General features: G+C 69.8%; 10 protein-coding genes and 2 pseudogenes. 9 read left to right on the forward strand and 3 right to left on the reverse strand.

Annotated features, from left to right (window positions below; genetic code table 11):
* The first annotated feature begins 251 nt into the window (after nucleotides 1–251).
* From ENSA5_RS26470 to ENSA5_RS26490, 5 genes are all read left to right on the forward strand, one after another.
* Nucleotides 252–926: an MYXO-CTERM sorting domain-containing protein gene (locus ENSA5_RS26470; protein WP_106394476.1), complete on the forward strand. Its 675-nt coding sequence runs from the start codon at nucleotides 252–254 to the stop codon at nucleotides 924–926.
* A 76-nt stretch (nucleotides 927–1,002) separates the two neighbouring features.
* Entirely contained in the window at nucleotides 1,003–2,652 is a 1,650-nt protein-coding gene (gene pruA, locus ENSA5_RS26475) for an L-glutamate gamma-semialdehyde dehydrogenase (protein WP_219906867.1), read from the forward strand.
* Between the two features lie 146 nt (nucleotides 2,653–2,798).
* Nucleotides 2,799–3,539, forward strand: coding sequence for a hypothetical protein (locus ENSA5_RS26480; RefSeq protein WP_106394478.1), 741 nt, complete (start codon nucleotides 2,799–2,801; stop codon nucleotides 3,537–3,539).
* A 1-nt stretch (nucleotide 3,540) separates the two neighbouring features.
* On the forward strand, nucleotides 3,541–4,476 hold the full coding sequence (locus ENSA5_RS26485; RefSeq protein WP_106394479.1) for a hypothetical protein: 936 nt from the start codon (nucleotides 3,541–3,543) through the stop codon (nucleotides 4,474–4,476).
* Between the two features lie 53 nt (nucleotides 4,477–4,529).
* Nucleotides 4,530–6,950 (forward strand): GH92 family glycosyl hydrolase, encoded by a 2,421-nt coding sequence (locus ENSA5_RS26490; RefSeq protein ID WP_106394480.1) that lies wholly within the window; start codon nucleotides 4,530–4,532, stop codon nucleotides 6,948–6,950.
* Between the two features lie 20 nt (nucleotides 6,951–6,970).
* On the opposite strand, the gene nagZ is transcribed toward ENSA5_RS26490, so the two are convergent.
* Complete coding sequence (gene nagZ / locus ENSA5_RS26495; protein ID WP_181198164.1) at nucleotides 6,971–8,059, reverse strand: beta-N-acetylhexosaminidase; 1,089 nt, start codon at nucleotides 8,057–8,059, stop codon at nucleotides 6,971–6,973.
* A gap of 280 nt (nucleotides 8,060–8,339) precedes the next feature.
* Here nagZ and ENSA5_RS26500 point away from each other — a divergent pair, with 280 nt between their 5' ends.
* Nucleotides 8,340–10,352 (forward strand): TIGR04551 family protein, encoded by a 2,013-nt coding sequence (locus tag ENSA5_RS26500; protein ID WP_181198165.1) that lies wholly within the window; start codon nucleotides 8,340–8,342, stop codon nucleotides 10,350–10,352.
* Nucleotides 10,353–10,456: 104 nt separating this feature from the next.
* On the opposite strand, the gene ENSA5_RS26505 is transcribed toward ENSA5_RS26500, so the two are convergent.
* Entirely contained in the window at nucleotides 10,457–12,280 is a 1,824-nt protein-coding gene (locus tag ENSA5_RS26505) for a DUF2254 family protein (RefSeq protein ID WP_181198166.1), read from the reverse strand.
* A gap of 53 nt (nucleotides 12,281–12,333) precedes the next feature.
* Here ENSA5_RS26505 and ENSA5_RS26510 point away from each other — a divergent pair, with 53 nt between their 5' ends.
* From ENSA5_RS26510 to ENSA5_RS39930, 3 genes and pseudogenes are all read left to right on the forward strand, one after another.
* On the forward strand, nucleotides 12,334–13,134 hold the full coding sequence (locus ENSA5_RS26510) for a type III pantothenate kinase (RefSeq protein WP_106394484.1): 801 nt from the start codon (nucleotides 12,334–12,336) through the stop codon (nucleotides 13,132–13,134).
* Between the two features lie 102 nt (nucleotides 13,135–13,236).
* A pseudogene (locus ENSA5_RS39385) lies at nucleotides 13,237–13,536 on the forward strand (VOC family protein); the annotation flags it as partial.
* A gap of 171 nt (nucleotides 13,537–13,707) precedes the next feature.
* Nucleotides 13,708–13,794, forward strand: a pseudogene (locus tag ENSA5_RS39930) (histidine biosynthesis protein HisIE); the annotation flags it as partial.
* Between the two features lie 270 nt (nucleotides 13,795–14,064).
* Here the strand turns inward: ENSA5_RS39930 and ENSA5_RS26520 are convergent.
* Entirely contained in the window at nucleotides 14,065–15,666 is a 1,602-nt protein-coding gene (locus ENSA5_RS26520; RefSeq protein ID WP_181198167.1) for a UDP-N-acetylmuramoyl-L-alanyl-D-glutamate--2,6-diaminopimelate ligase, read from the reverse strand.
* Between the last annotated feature and the right edge of the window lie 5 nt (nucleotides 15,667–15,671).

Genomic DNA, 15,671 nt, shown 5'->3' on the forward strand with positions numbered 1-15,671 from the left:
TCGTCTCTCGACCTCGAGGTTGGGCCCGACACCTTCGCTGCGCTCGGCCCCCCAGGGTCTAAGAGACGGTGTTTTTGGGCTTTTTGGGGCCGCGCGAGGGGGTGTGTAGGTCAAGCTCGGGCGGGTTTCAAGGGCGCTCGCCAGCCACGCATGGCCGCACGCGCCAGCAGGCACGTCGTGTCGGGGGCTCGGGGGCCAGCTCACAGCGGTAGTCGCGGGCTGGGAGCTGCGCCCGGTGGTAGCTTGGGCGGATGCGACGACTCCTCGGCGTTGGCATCCTGTCCCTCACCCTGCTCCCGGCCGCGCTGGTCCTGGCGCCAAGCGAAGCGGCCGCCTGCTCGTGCATCCCCACGCCGGGCGCGCTCGAGTCGGCCCGCGACTCCGATGCAGTGTTCGCCGCCAAGCTCGTCTCGGTGAGCGACGCGCCCAAGGCCGGGCCCCACGACCTGGAGACCAAGAACGTCACCTTCGAGGTCACGCGCACCTTCAAGGGCCAGCTCGACGCCCAGATCAACATCAACACCGCGGCCAACAGCGCCGCGTGCGGCCGCAACTACGGCGACCCGGGCAGCGAGTGGCTGGTCTACGCCCGCATCGACGACCAGGGCCAGGCCCGCGACAACCTGTGCTCGCGGACCAGGCCCCTCGCCGACGCGGCCGCCGACATCGTCGAGCTCGAGGCCAACGCCGACACCCTCGATCAGCCCAACGAGGCGCCGTCGAGCACCGACCCGGGCCCGGCGGACCCCGAGCCCGAGCCGGTCTTGCCCGGCGAGGCCGGCGGCGAAGCGGGGCCGGAGCCGACCGAGCCGAGCAAGAAGGGCTGTGCGCTCGCTGACACCGATCCCGGCGCCGGGGGCCTCGCAGGCTTGCTCGGTCTGGGGCTGGTCGTCGGGTGGGCGCGGCGCCGCCGATCGGGTCGCTGAGAAGTCGCGAAACTCGGCGCCGAGCTGGCCGTCCGAGCCGCCTGGGCCCTCGAGATCCGCCTCGCGCGGTTGTGGTATGTGCGGAGTCATGTCGTCGTTCGGTTCTGCTCCAATTCCCGTGCCTGCCAACGAACCCGTGCGTGACTATGCGCCCGGCAGCCCCGAGCGCGCGCGCATCGAGGCCGAGCTCGATCGTCAGCTCGGCATGAAGGTCGAGGTCCCGCTCGTGATCGGCGGCGAGAAGGTCTCGACGAGCACGACCCGCGACATGGTCATGCCCCACCGTCACAGCCACGTGACCGGGGTCGCCCACCAGGCCGGCGAGGCCGAGGTCGCCAAGGCCCTCGCCGAGGCCGAGCGCGCGCGCGGGCCGTGGGCTGCGATGCCCTTCGAAGACCGCGCGGCGATCTTCCTGCGCGCGGCGCGGCTGCTCGAGGACGAATTCCGCGACAAGCTCAACGCCGCGACGATGCTCGGCCAGAGCAAGACCGTGTACCAGGCCGAGATCGACTCGGCCTGCGAGCTCATCGACTTCCTCCGCTTCAACGTCCACTACCTCGAGGGCATCTACGCCAACCAGCCGATCTCGCCGAGCTCGGCGGTCTGGAACCGGGTCGAGTACCGCCCGCTCGACGGCTTCGTGTTCGCGATCACGCCCTTCAACTTCACCGCGATCGCCGCCAACCTCCCGTCCGCGCCCGCGCTGTGCGGCAACACGGTGATCTGGAAGCCGGCGTCGACGGCGATCTTGTCGGGCCACTACATCATGGAGTTGTTCGAGGCCGCCGGGTTGCCGCCAGGGGTCATCAACTTCTTGCCCGGCGCCTCGTCGGTGATCGGCGCGCCGATCATGGCCGACGCGCGCCTCGGCGGCGTCCACTTCACGGGCTCGACCTCGACCTTCAAGTCCCTGTGGCGCCAGGCCAGCGCCAACCTCGACAACTATCGGGCCTACCCGCGCCTCGTCGGCGAGACCGGGGGCAAGGACTTCGTCGTCGCCCACCCGAGCGCCGAGCTCGAGACCCTGACCGTCGCGTTGCTGCGCGGGGCCTTCGAGTACCAGGGCCAAAAGTGCTCGGCGGCGTCGCGGGCCTACATCCCGGACAACCTGTGGCCGCAGCTGCGCGAGCGCCTCGCCGACGGCCTGACCGAGCTCGGGACCGGCGACGTCCGCGACTTCTCCAATTTCTTGGGCGCGGTCATCGACAAGCACGCGTTCGCGGATCACAAGGCGGCGATCGACGCGGCCAAGGCCGCGATCGGGTCCGGCGTCGCCGAGGTCATCGGTGGTGAGTACGACGACTCCGTGGGCTACTTCGTCCGCCCGACGATCATCGTCGCGACCGATCCCAACTACCCGAGCATGGTCGAGGAGCTGTTCGGGCCGATCCTGACGATCTACGTCTACCCCGAGGCCGAGTTCGAGCAGACCCTGCAGCTGTGTGACGAGAGCAGCCCCTACGCGCTGACCGGGGCGATCTTCGCCGAGGACCGCCAGGCCGTGGTCACGGCCGTCGAGCAGCTGCGCTTCGCGGCCGGCAACTTCTACATCAACGACAAGCCGACGGGCGCGGTCGTCGGCCAGCAGCCCTTCGGCGGCGGCCGGGCGAGCGGGACCAACGACAAGGCCGGGAGCATGTGGAACCTGATCCGCTGGCTCTCGCCGCGCACGATCAAAGAAAATTTCAGCCCCCCGCGAGACTGGCGCTACCCCTTCCTCGGCTGATCACAAAGACAGTCGATCCGAGCCGTTTTGTTGCCGCTTTGGTCTCTCGGCTGTTACTCGTGATCCAGGAGGCCGCCCGTTCGGCGGCAGGACGCATGAATAGGTTCGCGCCGCGAGCTCGAAACCATCTCAAGAACGGTCTGACGATGGGCCTGCTGGTCGCCACCTCGATGGCGGCCAGCGGCTGCACCCCCAACACCGGACCGGCGGCGACCGTCGGGCCGGCCGAGCCCGCGCGACGCGCGGCTCAGTCTTTCGTCCACTGTGTCGAGAGCGAGGGCGGCGGCTGCGTGGCCCGGGATCCCAAGCAGGGCTCCTGGGACGCCTTCGCGCTGCTGCAGTGGTTGGGCGCGGGGTCGCCGACCTCGATCCTCCAGGCCCTCAGGCGCGAGCTCGAGCATCACCGCAACCCCTTCGCGGTCCAGGACCGCTTCGTGGTCGTGGCCAGCCGCTACCGCGAGCCCCTGCGCGGGGCCGAGTGCACGCCCGAGTCGGCGACGCCGATCGCCGAGCTGCTGCCCAAGGCCGTGAGCCAGGTCGAGACCCGCATGCAGAGCCTGGGCCTGTGGCGCAACGACCTCGAGGAGGTCGTCGGCGGCCTCGCCGAGGAGGCCGAGACCGGGCTCGCCGACGGCTGGCTGGTCCACATGACCTGCTACGGCGACCCCTACGAGATCTGGGTCGCGACCGCCAAGCGAGACGAGCGCCAGGTCGTGGTCGGGATGCTGACCAGCATGCCGGGCTGGCTCGGCAGCGGCCCGCTCGACGACGAGCGGGTCGAAGGCCGAATTCACAGTCGCACGCTCGGCGACTCGACGACACTCGGCGTGGTCCGCGAAGGCTCCGTCGACACCCGCTGGATTCCGATCCCGATCGAGGAGTTTTGACATGCTCGAGCTCGCTGTACTGAGCGCGACGCTGCTGGCGACGCCCCTGAGCGTCAACGTGATCGACGCGACCACGGCCGGCGTGGCCCAGCTCGAGGCTGCCACGCAGCTCGACGCCGGGTTGCCCGAGCCACCCTCGCTGGCCGAGCTGATCCGGGCCCAGACGGCGCCCGAGACCCTGCAGGGCTTCGACACCGTCGTGCTCACGCAGATCAACGCCTCGTTCGGCTCGGAGAACTTGCCGCTGGCCAACGGCGGCTCGCTCGAGCCCGGCATCTACGTGACCGTGTCGCCGCAGGAGGCCATGATCTTCGACGAGAAGATCATGGATCTGCAAGACGGCGTGGTCCCGCCGGGCCCGGCCTCGCGCGAGTGCAAGAGCGGGTGCAAGGCCTCGCTGTGGAGCCCCTTTCGCAACGTGTGGCTGCGCGCGCTCGAAGAGGCCCAGACCTACGTGCTCGAGGTCCCCAGCCGCGTGCTGTTTGGGGCCGAGGCCAGCGTGCCGGCCAAGACCCTGGTCGAGCTGGCCTACGCGGCCGCCGAGACCCGACCCGGCCAGCCCCCGAGCTTTTCGTTGCTCGTCAACGGCAGCAACGCCGGCCTGCGCGCGCGGCCCTTCTACCTGATGCCGCCCGGCGGCATGCGGGTGTCCCCCGGCGACAACGCCCTCGGCCTCCGGGTCACGATCGGGGCCGGCGAGACCTTCACGATCAGCGCCGCCCACCCCCGCTTCTCGCCCAACATCGAGGGCGTCGGGTGGAAGGAGCTGGCCAAGCAGCTCGTCGCTGTCAAGAAGCGCTACCCCAACAAGGGCACGATCATCATCGACGTCGGTGACGACGCGACCGTCGGCGACGTGGTCATGGTCATGGTCGCGTCGCAAAAGCAGTTCCCGACCGTCGTGCTGACGGACGCCTTGCCGGTCCGCTGGGGCTGATCGGCGGCTGATTCGCGTGACAAGGCGTCGGCGCGGCGACTATCGTCGGGCCGATGTCTCGCTCGTCTGCGCGTTGGTGGGGATCGCTGGGCCTGTCGATCGGGCTGGCTTGCGCTTGCAGTGACGACCCGGGCGGGGCCGAGGCTGAGGCCGGCGACGCGACGGGCGAGCTCGCTACCGACACCGCGGCCGACGACACGAGCGACGACACGACCGGGGGCGAGACCGAGGACGGCTTCGAGCCCTACCCGTGGCCCGAGGAGGCGCTCGGCGAGCTCGTCGATCCGACGATCGGGACCGGCGGCGTCGGCTACACGGTCGGGACCATGAACCCGGGGCCCTCGCTGCCCTTTGGCATGATCAAGCCGGGCCCCGACACCGGGCTCGGACCGATCCAGCTCTCGTTCCTCAATTGCACGGGCTACCACTGGGATCAGACCTACATCTGGGGCTTCTCGCACTCGCGCATCAACGGCATGGGCGTGCCCGACTACGGCGCCGTGCAGGTCTCGCCGACGCTCGGGATGGACGCCGACAAGGCCGTGGTCGGCGGCGCGCGCTCGCTCTTCGATCACGCCCAGGAGCAGGCGGCGCCGGGCTACTACGCCGTGTCCTTGCTCGAGCCGGGCGTCGAGGCCGAGCTCACGGCCACGACCCGGGCCGCCCGCCACCGCTACACCTTCGATGAGCCGAGCCCCGAGGCCACGCTGGTGTTCAACCTCGCCTACAACCCCGGCGAGGGCCGCTCGATCGCCAGCGAGGTCACGATCGATCCGGCGAGCGCCACGATCCGGGGGATGATGACCGTCCACGGCAGCTACTCCGATCGCTTCGGCGGGGTCCCGACCTACTTCGCCGCGCGCGTGTCCCAGCCGATCACCGACTACGGGGTCTGGGATGACATGGCCACCCTCGCGCCCGGCGTCGCAACCATGACCGGGGCCGAGATCGGCGCGTGGCTGAGCTTCGATCTCGACGGCAGCGAGGACCCCAACCCGCTCAGCGTCGAGCTCGAGCTCGCGATCTCTTACGTGTCGATCGAGGAGGCCGAGGCCAACCTCGCCGAGCTCGACGGCCAGTCCTTCGAAGACACCCGCAGCGCCGCCGCGCAGGCCTGGGACGACGAGCTCCGCCGCGTCCGGGTACTCGGCGGGACCGACGAAGAGCGCGGCCTGTTCTATTCGGCCATGTACCGGGCGTTCCTGGCCCCGACCACCTTCACCGAGGCCAGCGGCGCGTACCGGGGCTTCGACGGCCAGGTCCACAGCGCGGAGGGCTTCACCTACTACAGCGACTTCTCGCTGTGGGACACCTACCGGACCCTCCACCCGCTGCTCAACCTGATCCAGCGCGAGCGTCACGCAGACATGCTGCAGTCGCTGGTCATGATGGCCGAGTACGGCGGCGACCTGCCCAAGTGGCCGCTGGGCATCGGCTACACCGGTGGGATGCTCGGGACCAGCGCCGACATCGTGCTCGCCGACGCCTACCTCAAGGACGTCACGGGCTTCGACGTCGACGCGGCCTACGCGGCCGCCCGGCTCCACGCCCTCGAGCCGCGACCCAATGCCGGGCGCGGGGGCATCGCTGGCTACCGGGAGCGCGGATGGGTTGCGAGCGAAGACTCGGGCGCGTCGGCCTCGCGGACCCTCGAGTTCGCCCACGCCGACTACGCCCTGTCGCGCTGGGCCGAGGCCCTCGGTCACGCCGACGACGCGGCCCTGTTCGGGGCCAGCGCGGGCAACTGGCGCAACCTGTGGGCGCCCGAGCTCGAGTTCTTGATCGGCCGCCGCGCCGACGGCAGCTTCGAGCTCGACGGCTTCGATCCCGAGGTCTGGGCCAGCTACTACAGCGAGGGCACCGCCCACCACTACCTGTGGGCGGTCCCCCACGACGTCGCCGGGCTCGCCGAGCTCATGGGCGGACCCGAGGCCCTGCGCGAGCGCCTGGCCGCCTACTTCGAGACCTCGGCGGCCTTCCTTCAAGGCAGCGACTACAGCCCGCTGATGCCCGTGCCCTTCTACTGGCAGTCCAACGAGCCCTCGCTCCACGACGCCTACCTGTTCACCGAGGTCGGCGATCCGGCCTCGACCCAGCGCTGGGTCGACTGGGCGCGGCGGCGTCACTACGGCCCCGGCCCCGACGGGCTGCCCGGCAACGACGACGCCGGGACCATGAGCGCCTGGTACGTGTTCGCGTCGATCGGGCTGTACCCGCTCCCGGGCAGCGACGGCTACTGGATCACCGCGCCGATCTTCGAGCGCGTCGAGCTCGACCTGTCCGACGCCGCCGCGCCCGAGCGTCGCCTCGCGATCGTCGCCGACGGGGCCGGGCCCGGGATGATCTACGTGGCCGGGGCGAGCTTCAACGGCGTCGAGCTCGAGCGGCCCTGGATCACCTGGGAGCAGCTGCGCGACGAGGGCGGGACCCTGCGCCTGACGCTGTCGGACGAACCCTCGGACTTCGGCGCGTGATCGTCGAGCCGAGGGCGCGCTCACGCGCGCTCGGTCGGATCGTGCGCGTCCGGGGCGTCAACGCCGTCTCGCAGCCGCGTCGCCAGCTCGCAGTGGCTGGCAAAGGGCGGCCCAGCCTCGGTCAAGGGGACCACGCTGAGCTTCGCGCCGAAGCGCTGCTTGAACGCGACCAGCCGCCGGAGGCCGTGCTCGACCACGCGATCGGGCGCCCGCTCGAGCTTGGCGAGGACCTCCTCGCGCAGATCCGCCTGCGAGCAGACCAAGACCACGTCGACGCCCGCGCGCAGGACCCCGAGGCTGCGCTCCTCGACCGAGAAGTGATCCGCGACCGCCTTCATCTCGATGTCGTCCGAGAACACCAGGCCGTCGTAGCCGAGCTCGTCGCGGAGCATGCCCATGACCTCGGGCGAGAGCGTGGCCGGCCGCTTGGGGTCGAGCTTCGGGAACAGCACGTGGGCGGTCATGATCGACGCGACCTCGGCCGCGATCGCGGCCCGAAAGGGCGGCAGCTCCGTCCGCTCGAGGCGCTCGCGCTCGAGCTCGAGGCGCGGGAGCGCGAGGTGGCTGTCGAGGTCGGTGTCGCCGTGACCGGGGAAGTGCTTGGCGCAGGTTGCGACCCCGAGCTCCTGCATCGCCTCGATCATCGCGGCCGCGTGGCGGCCGACGGTCGCGGGCTCCCGCGCGAAGCTGCGGTCGCCGATCACCGGGTTGTCGGGGTTGCTGTCGACGTCGACGACCGGGGCGAAGTCGAGGTCGAAGCCGGCGTCGAGCAGCTCGAGGGCGAGGGCCCGGGCGAACCCGCGGGTCTCGGCCACGGGCCGGCCGCCGAGGGTCCGCATCGGCGGCCACTCGGTCCACGGATCGCGCAGCCGCTGGACGCGACCGCCCTCTTGATCGAGCGCGATCGTCAGCGGGGCGTCGGGCGGCGCGAGCTCGTGGAGCGTCCGGGTCAGGGCTCGGACCTGGTCCGGATCTTTGATGTTGCGCCGGAACAGCACGACGCCGCCGACTCGACCCTCGCGGATCCGGGCGGCGAGATCCGGGGGGACCACGGTGCCCGAGAAGCCGACGAACAACAGCTGACCCGGCTGCCACTTGCTGGCGCTCACCCGAGGGACTCTACGCCAAGCCACGCCAACGGCGCTCGGCCGGGTCGCTTTCACCGCCTGCGCAGATGAGCAAAATTCAGTCAAAGTGGCCGTTTTGGGCTGGTTTGGACGATTTGGGCCGAGTTGACGGTCCCAGGCGCGGTCGCTATCGTGCCCCGCTTTCATGCCCGTACAACGGCGACTTTGCTCTCTCGGTGGACCGATCCTCGCGCTGTCGCTCGGACTCGGGATCTCTGCGACGGCCCTAGCCAACCAGCCGCCGCCGGGAGGCGTCGGGGGTATGGGCGGCGGCGGTGGTGGTGGCGGCCACGGCGGCGGTGGTGGCGGCGGCGGACCTGGCGGTGGCGACGACAAGGAAGGCCCGGCCGAGGCGGCGCCCAAAGACAAGGGCGCGCTGGCGCCGGTCGTCTCGGTCCCGGCCCAGCCCGAGGGTCGTCGTCGGCTGCAGCTGTTCGAGCTCCACGGCAACCTGCGCATGCGCGCGGACTACTTCCACCGCCTCGATCTCGATCTTTCGCTGCCCGACGACAGCAACCTCGAGCACAAATTCTTCGTCCCGCCGTCGACCTACGAGCCGATCGCCGACGACGGCAGCGGGGACACCGGCATCCAGTACAACGACGCCGGGTGTCAGGCCCAGCTGGCGGCGAGCGGGGTCTCGGCGGCGCGGATCGCCAAGCGCTGCGATCGGCGCCGGGGCTTCGGCGGCGCCAACATGCGCCTGCGCCTCTCGCCGACGATCCACGTGACCGACACGGTCAAGGTTCACGCGCAGGTCGACCTGCTCGACAACCTCGTGCTCGGCAGCACGCCCGACAGCTTCGCGGCCGAGAGCCCCTTCGCGCCGATGGATCTGTTCACGCGGACGCAGTATCCCCCGCTCGAGGGCGTCAACTCCTTCGACGACAGCATCACGGTCAAGCGCGCCTGGGGCGAGATCCGCTTCGGCTTCGGCATGACCCTCGAGTTCGGCCGCATGCCCAACCACTGGGGCCTCGGCATCGTCCAAAACGACGGCAACGGCGTCGATCGCCAGGAGAAGGGCGACATCATCCGGATGATCGACACCGACTACGGTGACTCGGTCGACACCGTGCGGCTGACCTTCGATTTTGGCCCCGACAAGCGCAACGCGATCACCCTCGGGGTCAGCTACGACTGGGCCGCGAGCGGGCCGACGACCGCGCAGCTGCTCGGGCCCGAGTGGGAGAGCGGCAACCTCGTCGCCCAGACCCTGTCGGCCGAATTCTACGACAACGTCCACCAGTTCAGCCTCTGGATCGAGCGCCGCGACGACCCGAGCATGCTGCGGCGCAAGCTCTCGACCGGGAACCCGGTCGTCAACTACGGGTTCAAGACCTGGATGCGCTGGCAGACGATCGATCGCGCGATCGGTGCCCCGGGCCTCGGCGACGGCCTCGGCACCAACCCGTCGATCTACCCCGACGACCCCAACGCCGAGCCCGGCGACCCCGACGGCCTCAACCACGCGGGCGTGCCCCTCGGCAACGGGATGTTGGACGAAGACGGCAACAGCGGCCTCGACAACTACTCGGCCAGCCTCGTCCACCGCCGCGGGTGGTTGCTGACCCCGGATCTGTGGCTGCGCATCAACTGGCGGACCCTCCGGGTCGAGGCCGAGGCCGCGCTCGTGGTCGGCAACTTCAGCCACCGCGACATCGGCGACAGCCGCATCTTCCCCGACGAGATCGCCGCGGTCACCGCGACCGAGGACACGGGCATCTTGCAGTTCGGCTACGCCCTCGAGTTCAAGTACGGGCTGTTCAAGGACCGCTTCCACATCGGCCTCGACCAGGGCTTCGCGAGCGGCGACAGCTCGCCGCCCTACAGCAACCAGTACCAGTCCCCGCTGCCGGTCACCGGGGGCGACTACGCCGGGTTCGGGACCTTCCGCTTCAACCCGGCCTACGTCCAGGATCTGCTCTTGTTCAAGGAGCTGCTCGGGACGGTCGCCAACGCTGCCTACGTCAAGCCCTGGGCCGCCTTCTACTTCTTCCAGAACAACGTCAGCGCCCGGGCCGACGTCGAGTTCGCGGGCGCCGTCGATCCCAACGGGACCCTGGCCGGAGACCGCTCGCTGTGGGGCCTCGAGCTCGCGGGCTCGGTCCGCTACCACGACGCCGAAGAGCCGATCTTCTTCCAGCTTCAGTACGGCGCGATGTTCCCCTTCGGCGCCTGGAACCCCACAATCACCGACAGCGAAGGCAACGTGGGCCGCGTCGATTCGCGCGCAGCCCAGACCGTCCAAGCCCAGCTCGGCGTCCGGTTCTAGTCTAGCTACCCCCCCCCGTGCGGCCTGCGCGCTGCCGCGCGCGGCCTCCAGGGGGCTCGGTTCGCGGGGCCCTGGCCCGTGCCCGTGGGCGGCCGCTCGTGTGATCAGGGCGCCGTGGTCACGAGCTTGCTGGCCCCGGGCGGCTCGGTCTTGCCGTTGCGCAGGGCCGTGAGCGCGTCTTTGTTGAGGGCAGGGAACCACGAGAAGAACACGGGCAGCTGGCCCTTTTGCTCGTCGCTCAGGTAGTCGAAGTTGGACCCGCGGTCGTTGACCTCCCAAAACTCGCGGGTGCGCAGGGCCGAGAGGTGCTGCCAGATCCCGCGCATGCGCTCGGCCGGCTCGTTCTTCATGTCGGCCTGGATCCGCCGGGCCAGCGACTCGGCGCCGTGGAGCATGTAGATGGTCGCGAGCTTGACCTGGGCCCGACGCACGCCCTGGAGGGTGGTGTCGGAGGTCTCGGTCTCGGTGCTGTCGTCGACCCGCAAGAAGGTCGCGAGGAGCTCGTCGTGGAATTGGGTGTCGGCGTGAAAGGCCCTGGCGCACAGGGCCCCGACGTCGTGGGCGATGACCTCGGTGATGAAGGCCATGTTGCGGCTGAAGGCGATGCCGCTGTAGTAGCGCATGTAGCGCGCAATCTCGAGCCCGCGCCGCTCGAGCTCGCTGAGGTCACCCGCCGGAGCCCCGATCGTGACCGTCAGCGTCGAGGTCATGCTCAGCGGCTGGTCGAGGATCAGATCTTCGGGGTTCGTGTCGGTGTGCTCGATGACGAACTCACCGAGCTGCCGATACTGGTGGAGGATGTTGTAGCAGGTGCGGATGTCGTTGGCGTTGATCGTCGCGCGCAGGTAGGTGTTGAAGAACTTGATCGCGAGGTCGAGGGCCGGCAGGTCCCCGTGGCGCGCCGCGGCCTCGCCGAGCCGCCGGGTGTTGATCGCGATCAGGTAGCAGAGGTCCTTCATCCGCTCGAGGCCCTCGCCGTACAACATCTGGTACTGGCGGAGGATCTTCCACTCGAGCCAGGTCCCGCGGTTGCGCAGGTCGTCGACGGCCTCGTCCGAGAGGCTGACGAAGTCGGGGCTCTGGCGGTTCCAGTCGGGGATCGAGTGCCAGGCGTGGATCATGCCGGCCTTGGTGTCCCCGTAGTAGATCGCGTAGTTGCACAGGGCGTTGGTCGCGCTCGACGCGATGTTCTTGTCTTTTTGCTGGACCGCGTTGAGGCCGATGTTGGCCAGGTGCTCGACGCCCTGGGTCGCCTCGCGCTGGCGCCCCCCGATCGAGCGCCGACCGCGGCCGCGGTAGGGCGTCGACGCGGCGAGGCCGTCGGTCGTGATCCGCGAGATGATCGAGTCGGGCTCGAGGAAGTTGAACACGAACGAGAAGTAGGGAAACAGCAGCAGGAGGCTGGCCGTCATCAGCAACATCGAGACCAGCACGCCGTAGCTCGGGACCGACTCGGGCCCGACGACGAAGTTGATCCAGAGCACGTAGATGTTGCAGACGACGAAGAAGCTCAGGACCAGCTGGTTGGTGCGGTCGCGGAAGAAGAGCGAGGTCACGATCGGCGTGAAGCGCGTCGCGGCCAACTGAACGATGATGCTCGAGACCGTGAGCGCGAGGCCGAGGACCGCGGCCATGATCTCGCCGAGGCTGCCGAGGGTGTTGCGGGCCTGATCGGGCTCGACGGCCAGGAGCGCCTCCTTCAGGCCGTGACCCGTGAAGTCGGACCCCCCGAGGAGCAGGTCGAGGCAGATCGACAGCCCGAAGAACAGGCCTGCGACCGAGCCGATCGCCGCGAAGGGCCGGAGCCAGTCCTTGAGCGGTAGGCGCAGCTCCTTCTGACGTTGGCCGATCAGCGTGACCGGATCGGTCTGCGCTGGGGCCGGCGCGCCGAGGTCGAGGCGCTCGCCTGGCTGAGAACCCTCGCTCACGGGCCGTGAAGGTAGCAGATGCGGTGTCCGGCTGTGGGGTAAAGTCCCAGCCCATGCTCCTCGCCGTCGACGTCGGCAACTCCAACACTTCGATCGGCGTGTTCGAGGGTGATCGCATGTGCTGCGAGCTGCGCCTCGCGACCCACCGCGACTGGACCCGCGACGAGTTCGCTATCAAGCTCGAGCGGGCCCTGGCGCTGCAGGGGCTCTGCTTCGAGGGCATCCATGACGGGGTCCTGGCCTCGGTCGTGCCCCCGGTCACCGAGCCGATCGTCGCCGCGCTGGCGCGCTATGTCGGCGTCGAGGCCCTCGTCGTCGGCCCCGGCCTCGATACGGGCATGCCCGTGCTCTACGAGCCCCCTCGCGACGTCGGCGCCGATCGCATCGTCGCCGCGATCGCGGCTCACGAGCGCTACGCGACCCCCGCTGACGGCTCGGCGGGGGCCGCGACGGTCGGGATCATCATCGTGGACTTTGGCACCGCGACGACCTTCGATGTCGTCTCGCCGACACCCGAATACCTCGGGGGCGTGATCTCCCCGGGCGTGGGGATCAGCGCCGACGCCCTGTTCAAGCGCGCAGCCAAGCTGCCCCGGGTCGACGTCGCCAAGCCGGCCGCGGTCATCGGTCGCAACACCGTCACCGCGATCCAGTCGGGCTTGTTCTACGGCTACGTGGGCCTCGTCGAGGGCATGCTCGGCCGCATCCGGGGCGAGCTGCCCTGGACCGCCCGGGTCGTGGCGACCGGGGGTCTCGCCCGCAAGATCGCGCCCGAGACCGCGGCGATCGACGTCGTCGACGACAACCTGATGCTCGACGGCCTTCGCCTCCTTCACCGCCGCAACCGCGGCTGAGGCCGCGCTCATCCGGCGCGGCGAGATCAGCTGCGATATCCTCCTTCTCGCTCACCGAGGTGAGTGAGAAGGAGGAACCACGCAATGAGCAATTTCGTTCACATGGAGCTGAACACATCGGATCCCGAGGGCGCCAAGGCGTTCTATGGGGCCGTGTTTGGTTGGACCTATCAAGACGTCGCCATGCCCGACGGCACCTACTCGATGATCTTGACCCCGACTGGAGGAATCGGGGGCATTGAGCGAAGCTCGGCCCCGGACGCGCCGAGCCACTGGCTCGGCTACGTCGGCGTCGAGTCCTTGGAGCGCACGATCGCCAAGGTCGAGGAGCACGGCGGCAAGGTCCTCATCGGCGAGACCGAGGTCCCGGGCATGGGCAAGCTGGTCGTGTTCAGCGACCCCGCCGGGGCAGTGGTCGCCGCCTGGGAGGACGCAGCCACGCTCGACGAAGAGGCCGCGGCCGACGAAGAGGGCGCGGCCGACGAAGAGGCCGCACCTGCGAAGAAGAAGGCGGCGAAGAAGAAGGCTGCGAAGAAGAAGACCGCGAAGAAGAAGGCGACGAAGAAGAAGACCGCGAAGAAGAAGGCGACGAAGAAGAAGGCTGCGAAGAAGAAGGCGACGAAGAAGAAGGCGGCGAAGAAGAAAACCGCGAAGAAGAAGGCGACGAAGAAGAAGGCGACGAAGAAGGCGGCGAAGAAGAAGGCGACGAAGAAGAAGGCGACGAAGAAGGCCGGGACGAAGAAGGCGGCGAAGAAGAAGGCCGGGACGAAGAAGAAGGCGGCGAAGAAGAAGGTCGGGACGAAGAAGAAGGCGACGAAGAAGAAGGCGGCGAAGAAAAAAGCCGCGAAGAAAAAAGCCGCCAGCTAGCAGCCCGGGCTGCTAGCCAAATCGGCCCCGGGCACGGGACCGACCGCGGCCCCGTGCCCTTGCTCAGTCCGGTTGGCGGCGCCGTCCAGAGGCTGGGCAGGGTCCCGCGATCAAAGCAGCCCGCAGCGCTCGCTCGGCCTGCTCGCGATCGTCAAAGTGGATCTTCGTCGTGCCGAGGATCTGATAGTCCTCGTGCCCCTTGCCGGCGATCAGCAGGACATCCCGGCGGTCGGCCTCGGCGATCATCCGGGCGATCGCCGCCCCGCGATCGACCTCCCGGATCAGCTCGGCGCCGCCCTCTTTGGGGGCGAGGGCGCCCGCGATCATCTGATCCACGATCGTGTCGGGATCTTCGGTCCGCGGGTTGTCGGAGGTCGCGATGAAGCGGTCCGCCCCGCGGCTGGCGATCTCGCCCATGAGCGGCCGCTTGCTGGCGTCGCGGTCGCCGCCGCAGCCGAGCAGGACGACGAGCTTGCCCCCGCTCCGCGTCGCGCTCGGGCGCAGGGCCTCGAGCGCCCGGGCGACGGCGTCGGGCGTGTGGGCGTAGTCGACGTAGACCGTCGGGCCGTCGAGCTCGGGGACCGTGACCAGCTCGAGCCGACCGGGGGCGCCGCCAGCGAGGGCGAGGGCGGCCTCGATGTGCTCGAGCTCGACGCCGAGCCCGATCGACAGCCCGATCGCAACCAACAAGTTGTCGAGGTTGTACTCGCCGACGATCGGCGAGCGGAGCTCGAGCTCTCCGACCGGCGTGCGGACCCTGGCCGCGAGACCGAGCGGGGCCGTGTGGCGCTCGACGACCGCGATCTCGGCCTCGCGCGTGGCGACCGGGGTCCGCGAGCTTCGCCAACAGCGGGCGACCCCAGCCTCGGCCGCGGCGCGCAGGAAGGCCGCCGCCGCCTCGCCCTGCTCGCGCGGGGCCACGGCCACCCCGCTGTGCAGGCAGTACTCGCGCGCGAGCAGACACTTGGCCTCGAAGTAGTCGGCCATGGTCCGGTGGTAGTCGAGGTGATCCTGGCTGAAGCTGGTCAGCGCGACCGCGCGAAAGCGCAGGGGCTTGGCCCGACGCTGGACGAGGGCGTGAGACGCGACCTCCATGACCCCGTGGGTCGCTCCGCGTTCGCGGGCTTTTGCGAGCAGGCTCTGGAGCTCGGTCGGAAAGGGCGTGGTGAAGCCCGCGTCCGACTCGTGGTCGACGAGCCAGTTGCCGGTCGTCCCGAGCCGCACGTGGGGTCGACCGGCGGCGCGCAAGACCGCCGCGACGAGGTGCGCCGTCGTCGTCTTGCCGTTGGTCCCGGTGATCCCCGCGAGCCACATGTGCTCGCCGGGCCAGTCGTAGAAGCCCGCGGCCAGGGTTGCGAGGGCCGCGACCGTGTCGTCGACGACGATCCGGGCCGCGGCGCTCGGGACCTCCCGATCGCGCTGGACGACCAGCGTCGTCGCCCCAGCCGCGAGCGCGCGCTCGATGAACGCGTGGCCGTCGACGGTCAGCCCCGGGATCGCGACGAAGCAGTCGCCCGGCTCGACCGCGCGCGAGTCGGTCTTGGGCGGCCCGAGCGGCGTCGTTGGGCCGCAGGCGAGGGCCTCGGCGCGGAGCTCAGGGTCGAGCACCGCGAGCAGCTCGCCGACGGATCGCAGCGCGGTCTTGATCTCGCTCGAGTCGGTCACGGTCG

This window comes from Enhygromyxa salina (assembly GCF_002994615.1).
In the GTDB taxonomy this organism is placed as follows: domain Bacteria; phylum Myxococcota_A; class Polyangia; order Nannocystales; family Nannocystaceae; genus Plesiocystis; species Plesiocystis salina_A.

What these genes read in the sequence shown, in the direction of transcription:
- pruA (WP_219906867.1), top strand. Translation starts at nt 1,003, where the DNA reads ATGTGCGGAGTCATGTCGTCGTTCGGTTCTGCTCCAATTCCCGTGCCT.
- ENSA5_RS26485 (WP_106394479.1), top strand. Translation starts at nt 3,541, where the DNA reads ATGCTCGAGCTCGCTGTACTGAGCGCGACGCTGCTGGCGACGCCCCTG.
- ENSA5_RS26500 (WP_181198165.1), top strand. Translation starts at nt 8,340, where the DNA reads ATGGGCGGCGGCGGTGGTGGTGGCGGCCACGGCGGCGGTGGTGGCGGC.
- ENSA5_RS26480 (WP_106394478.1), top strand. Translation starts at nt 2,799, where the DNA reads ATGGGCCTGCTGGTCGCCACCTCGATGGCGGCCAGCGGCTGCACCCCC.
- ENSA5_RS26470 (WP_106394476.1), top strand. Translation starts at nt 252, where the DNA reads ATGCGACGACTCCTCGGCGTTGGCATCCTGTCCCTCACCCTGCTCCCG.
- ENSA5_RS26510 (WP_106394484.1), top strand. Translation starts at nt 12,334, where the DNA reads ATGCTCCTCGCCGTCGACGTCGGCAACTCCAACACTTCGATCGGCGTG.
- ENSA5_RS26490 (WP_106394480.1), top strand. Translation starts at nt 4,530, where the DNA reads ATGTCTCGCTCGTCTGCGCGTTGGTGGGGATCGCTGGGCCTGTCGATC.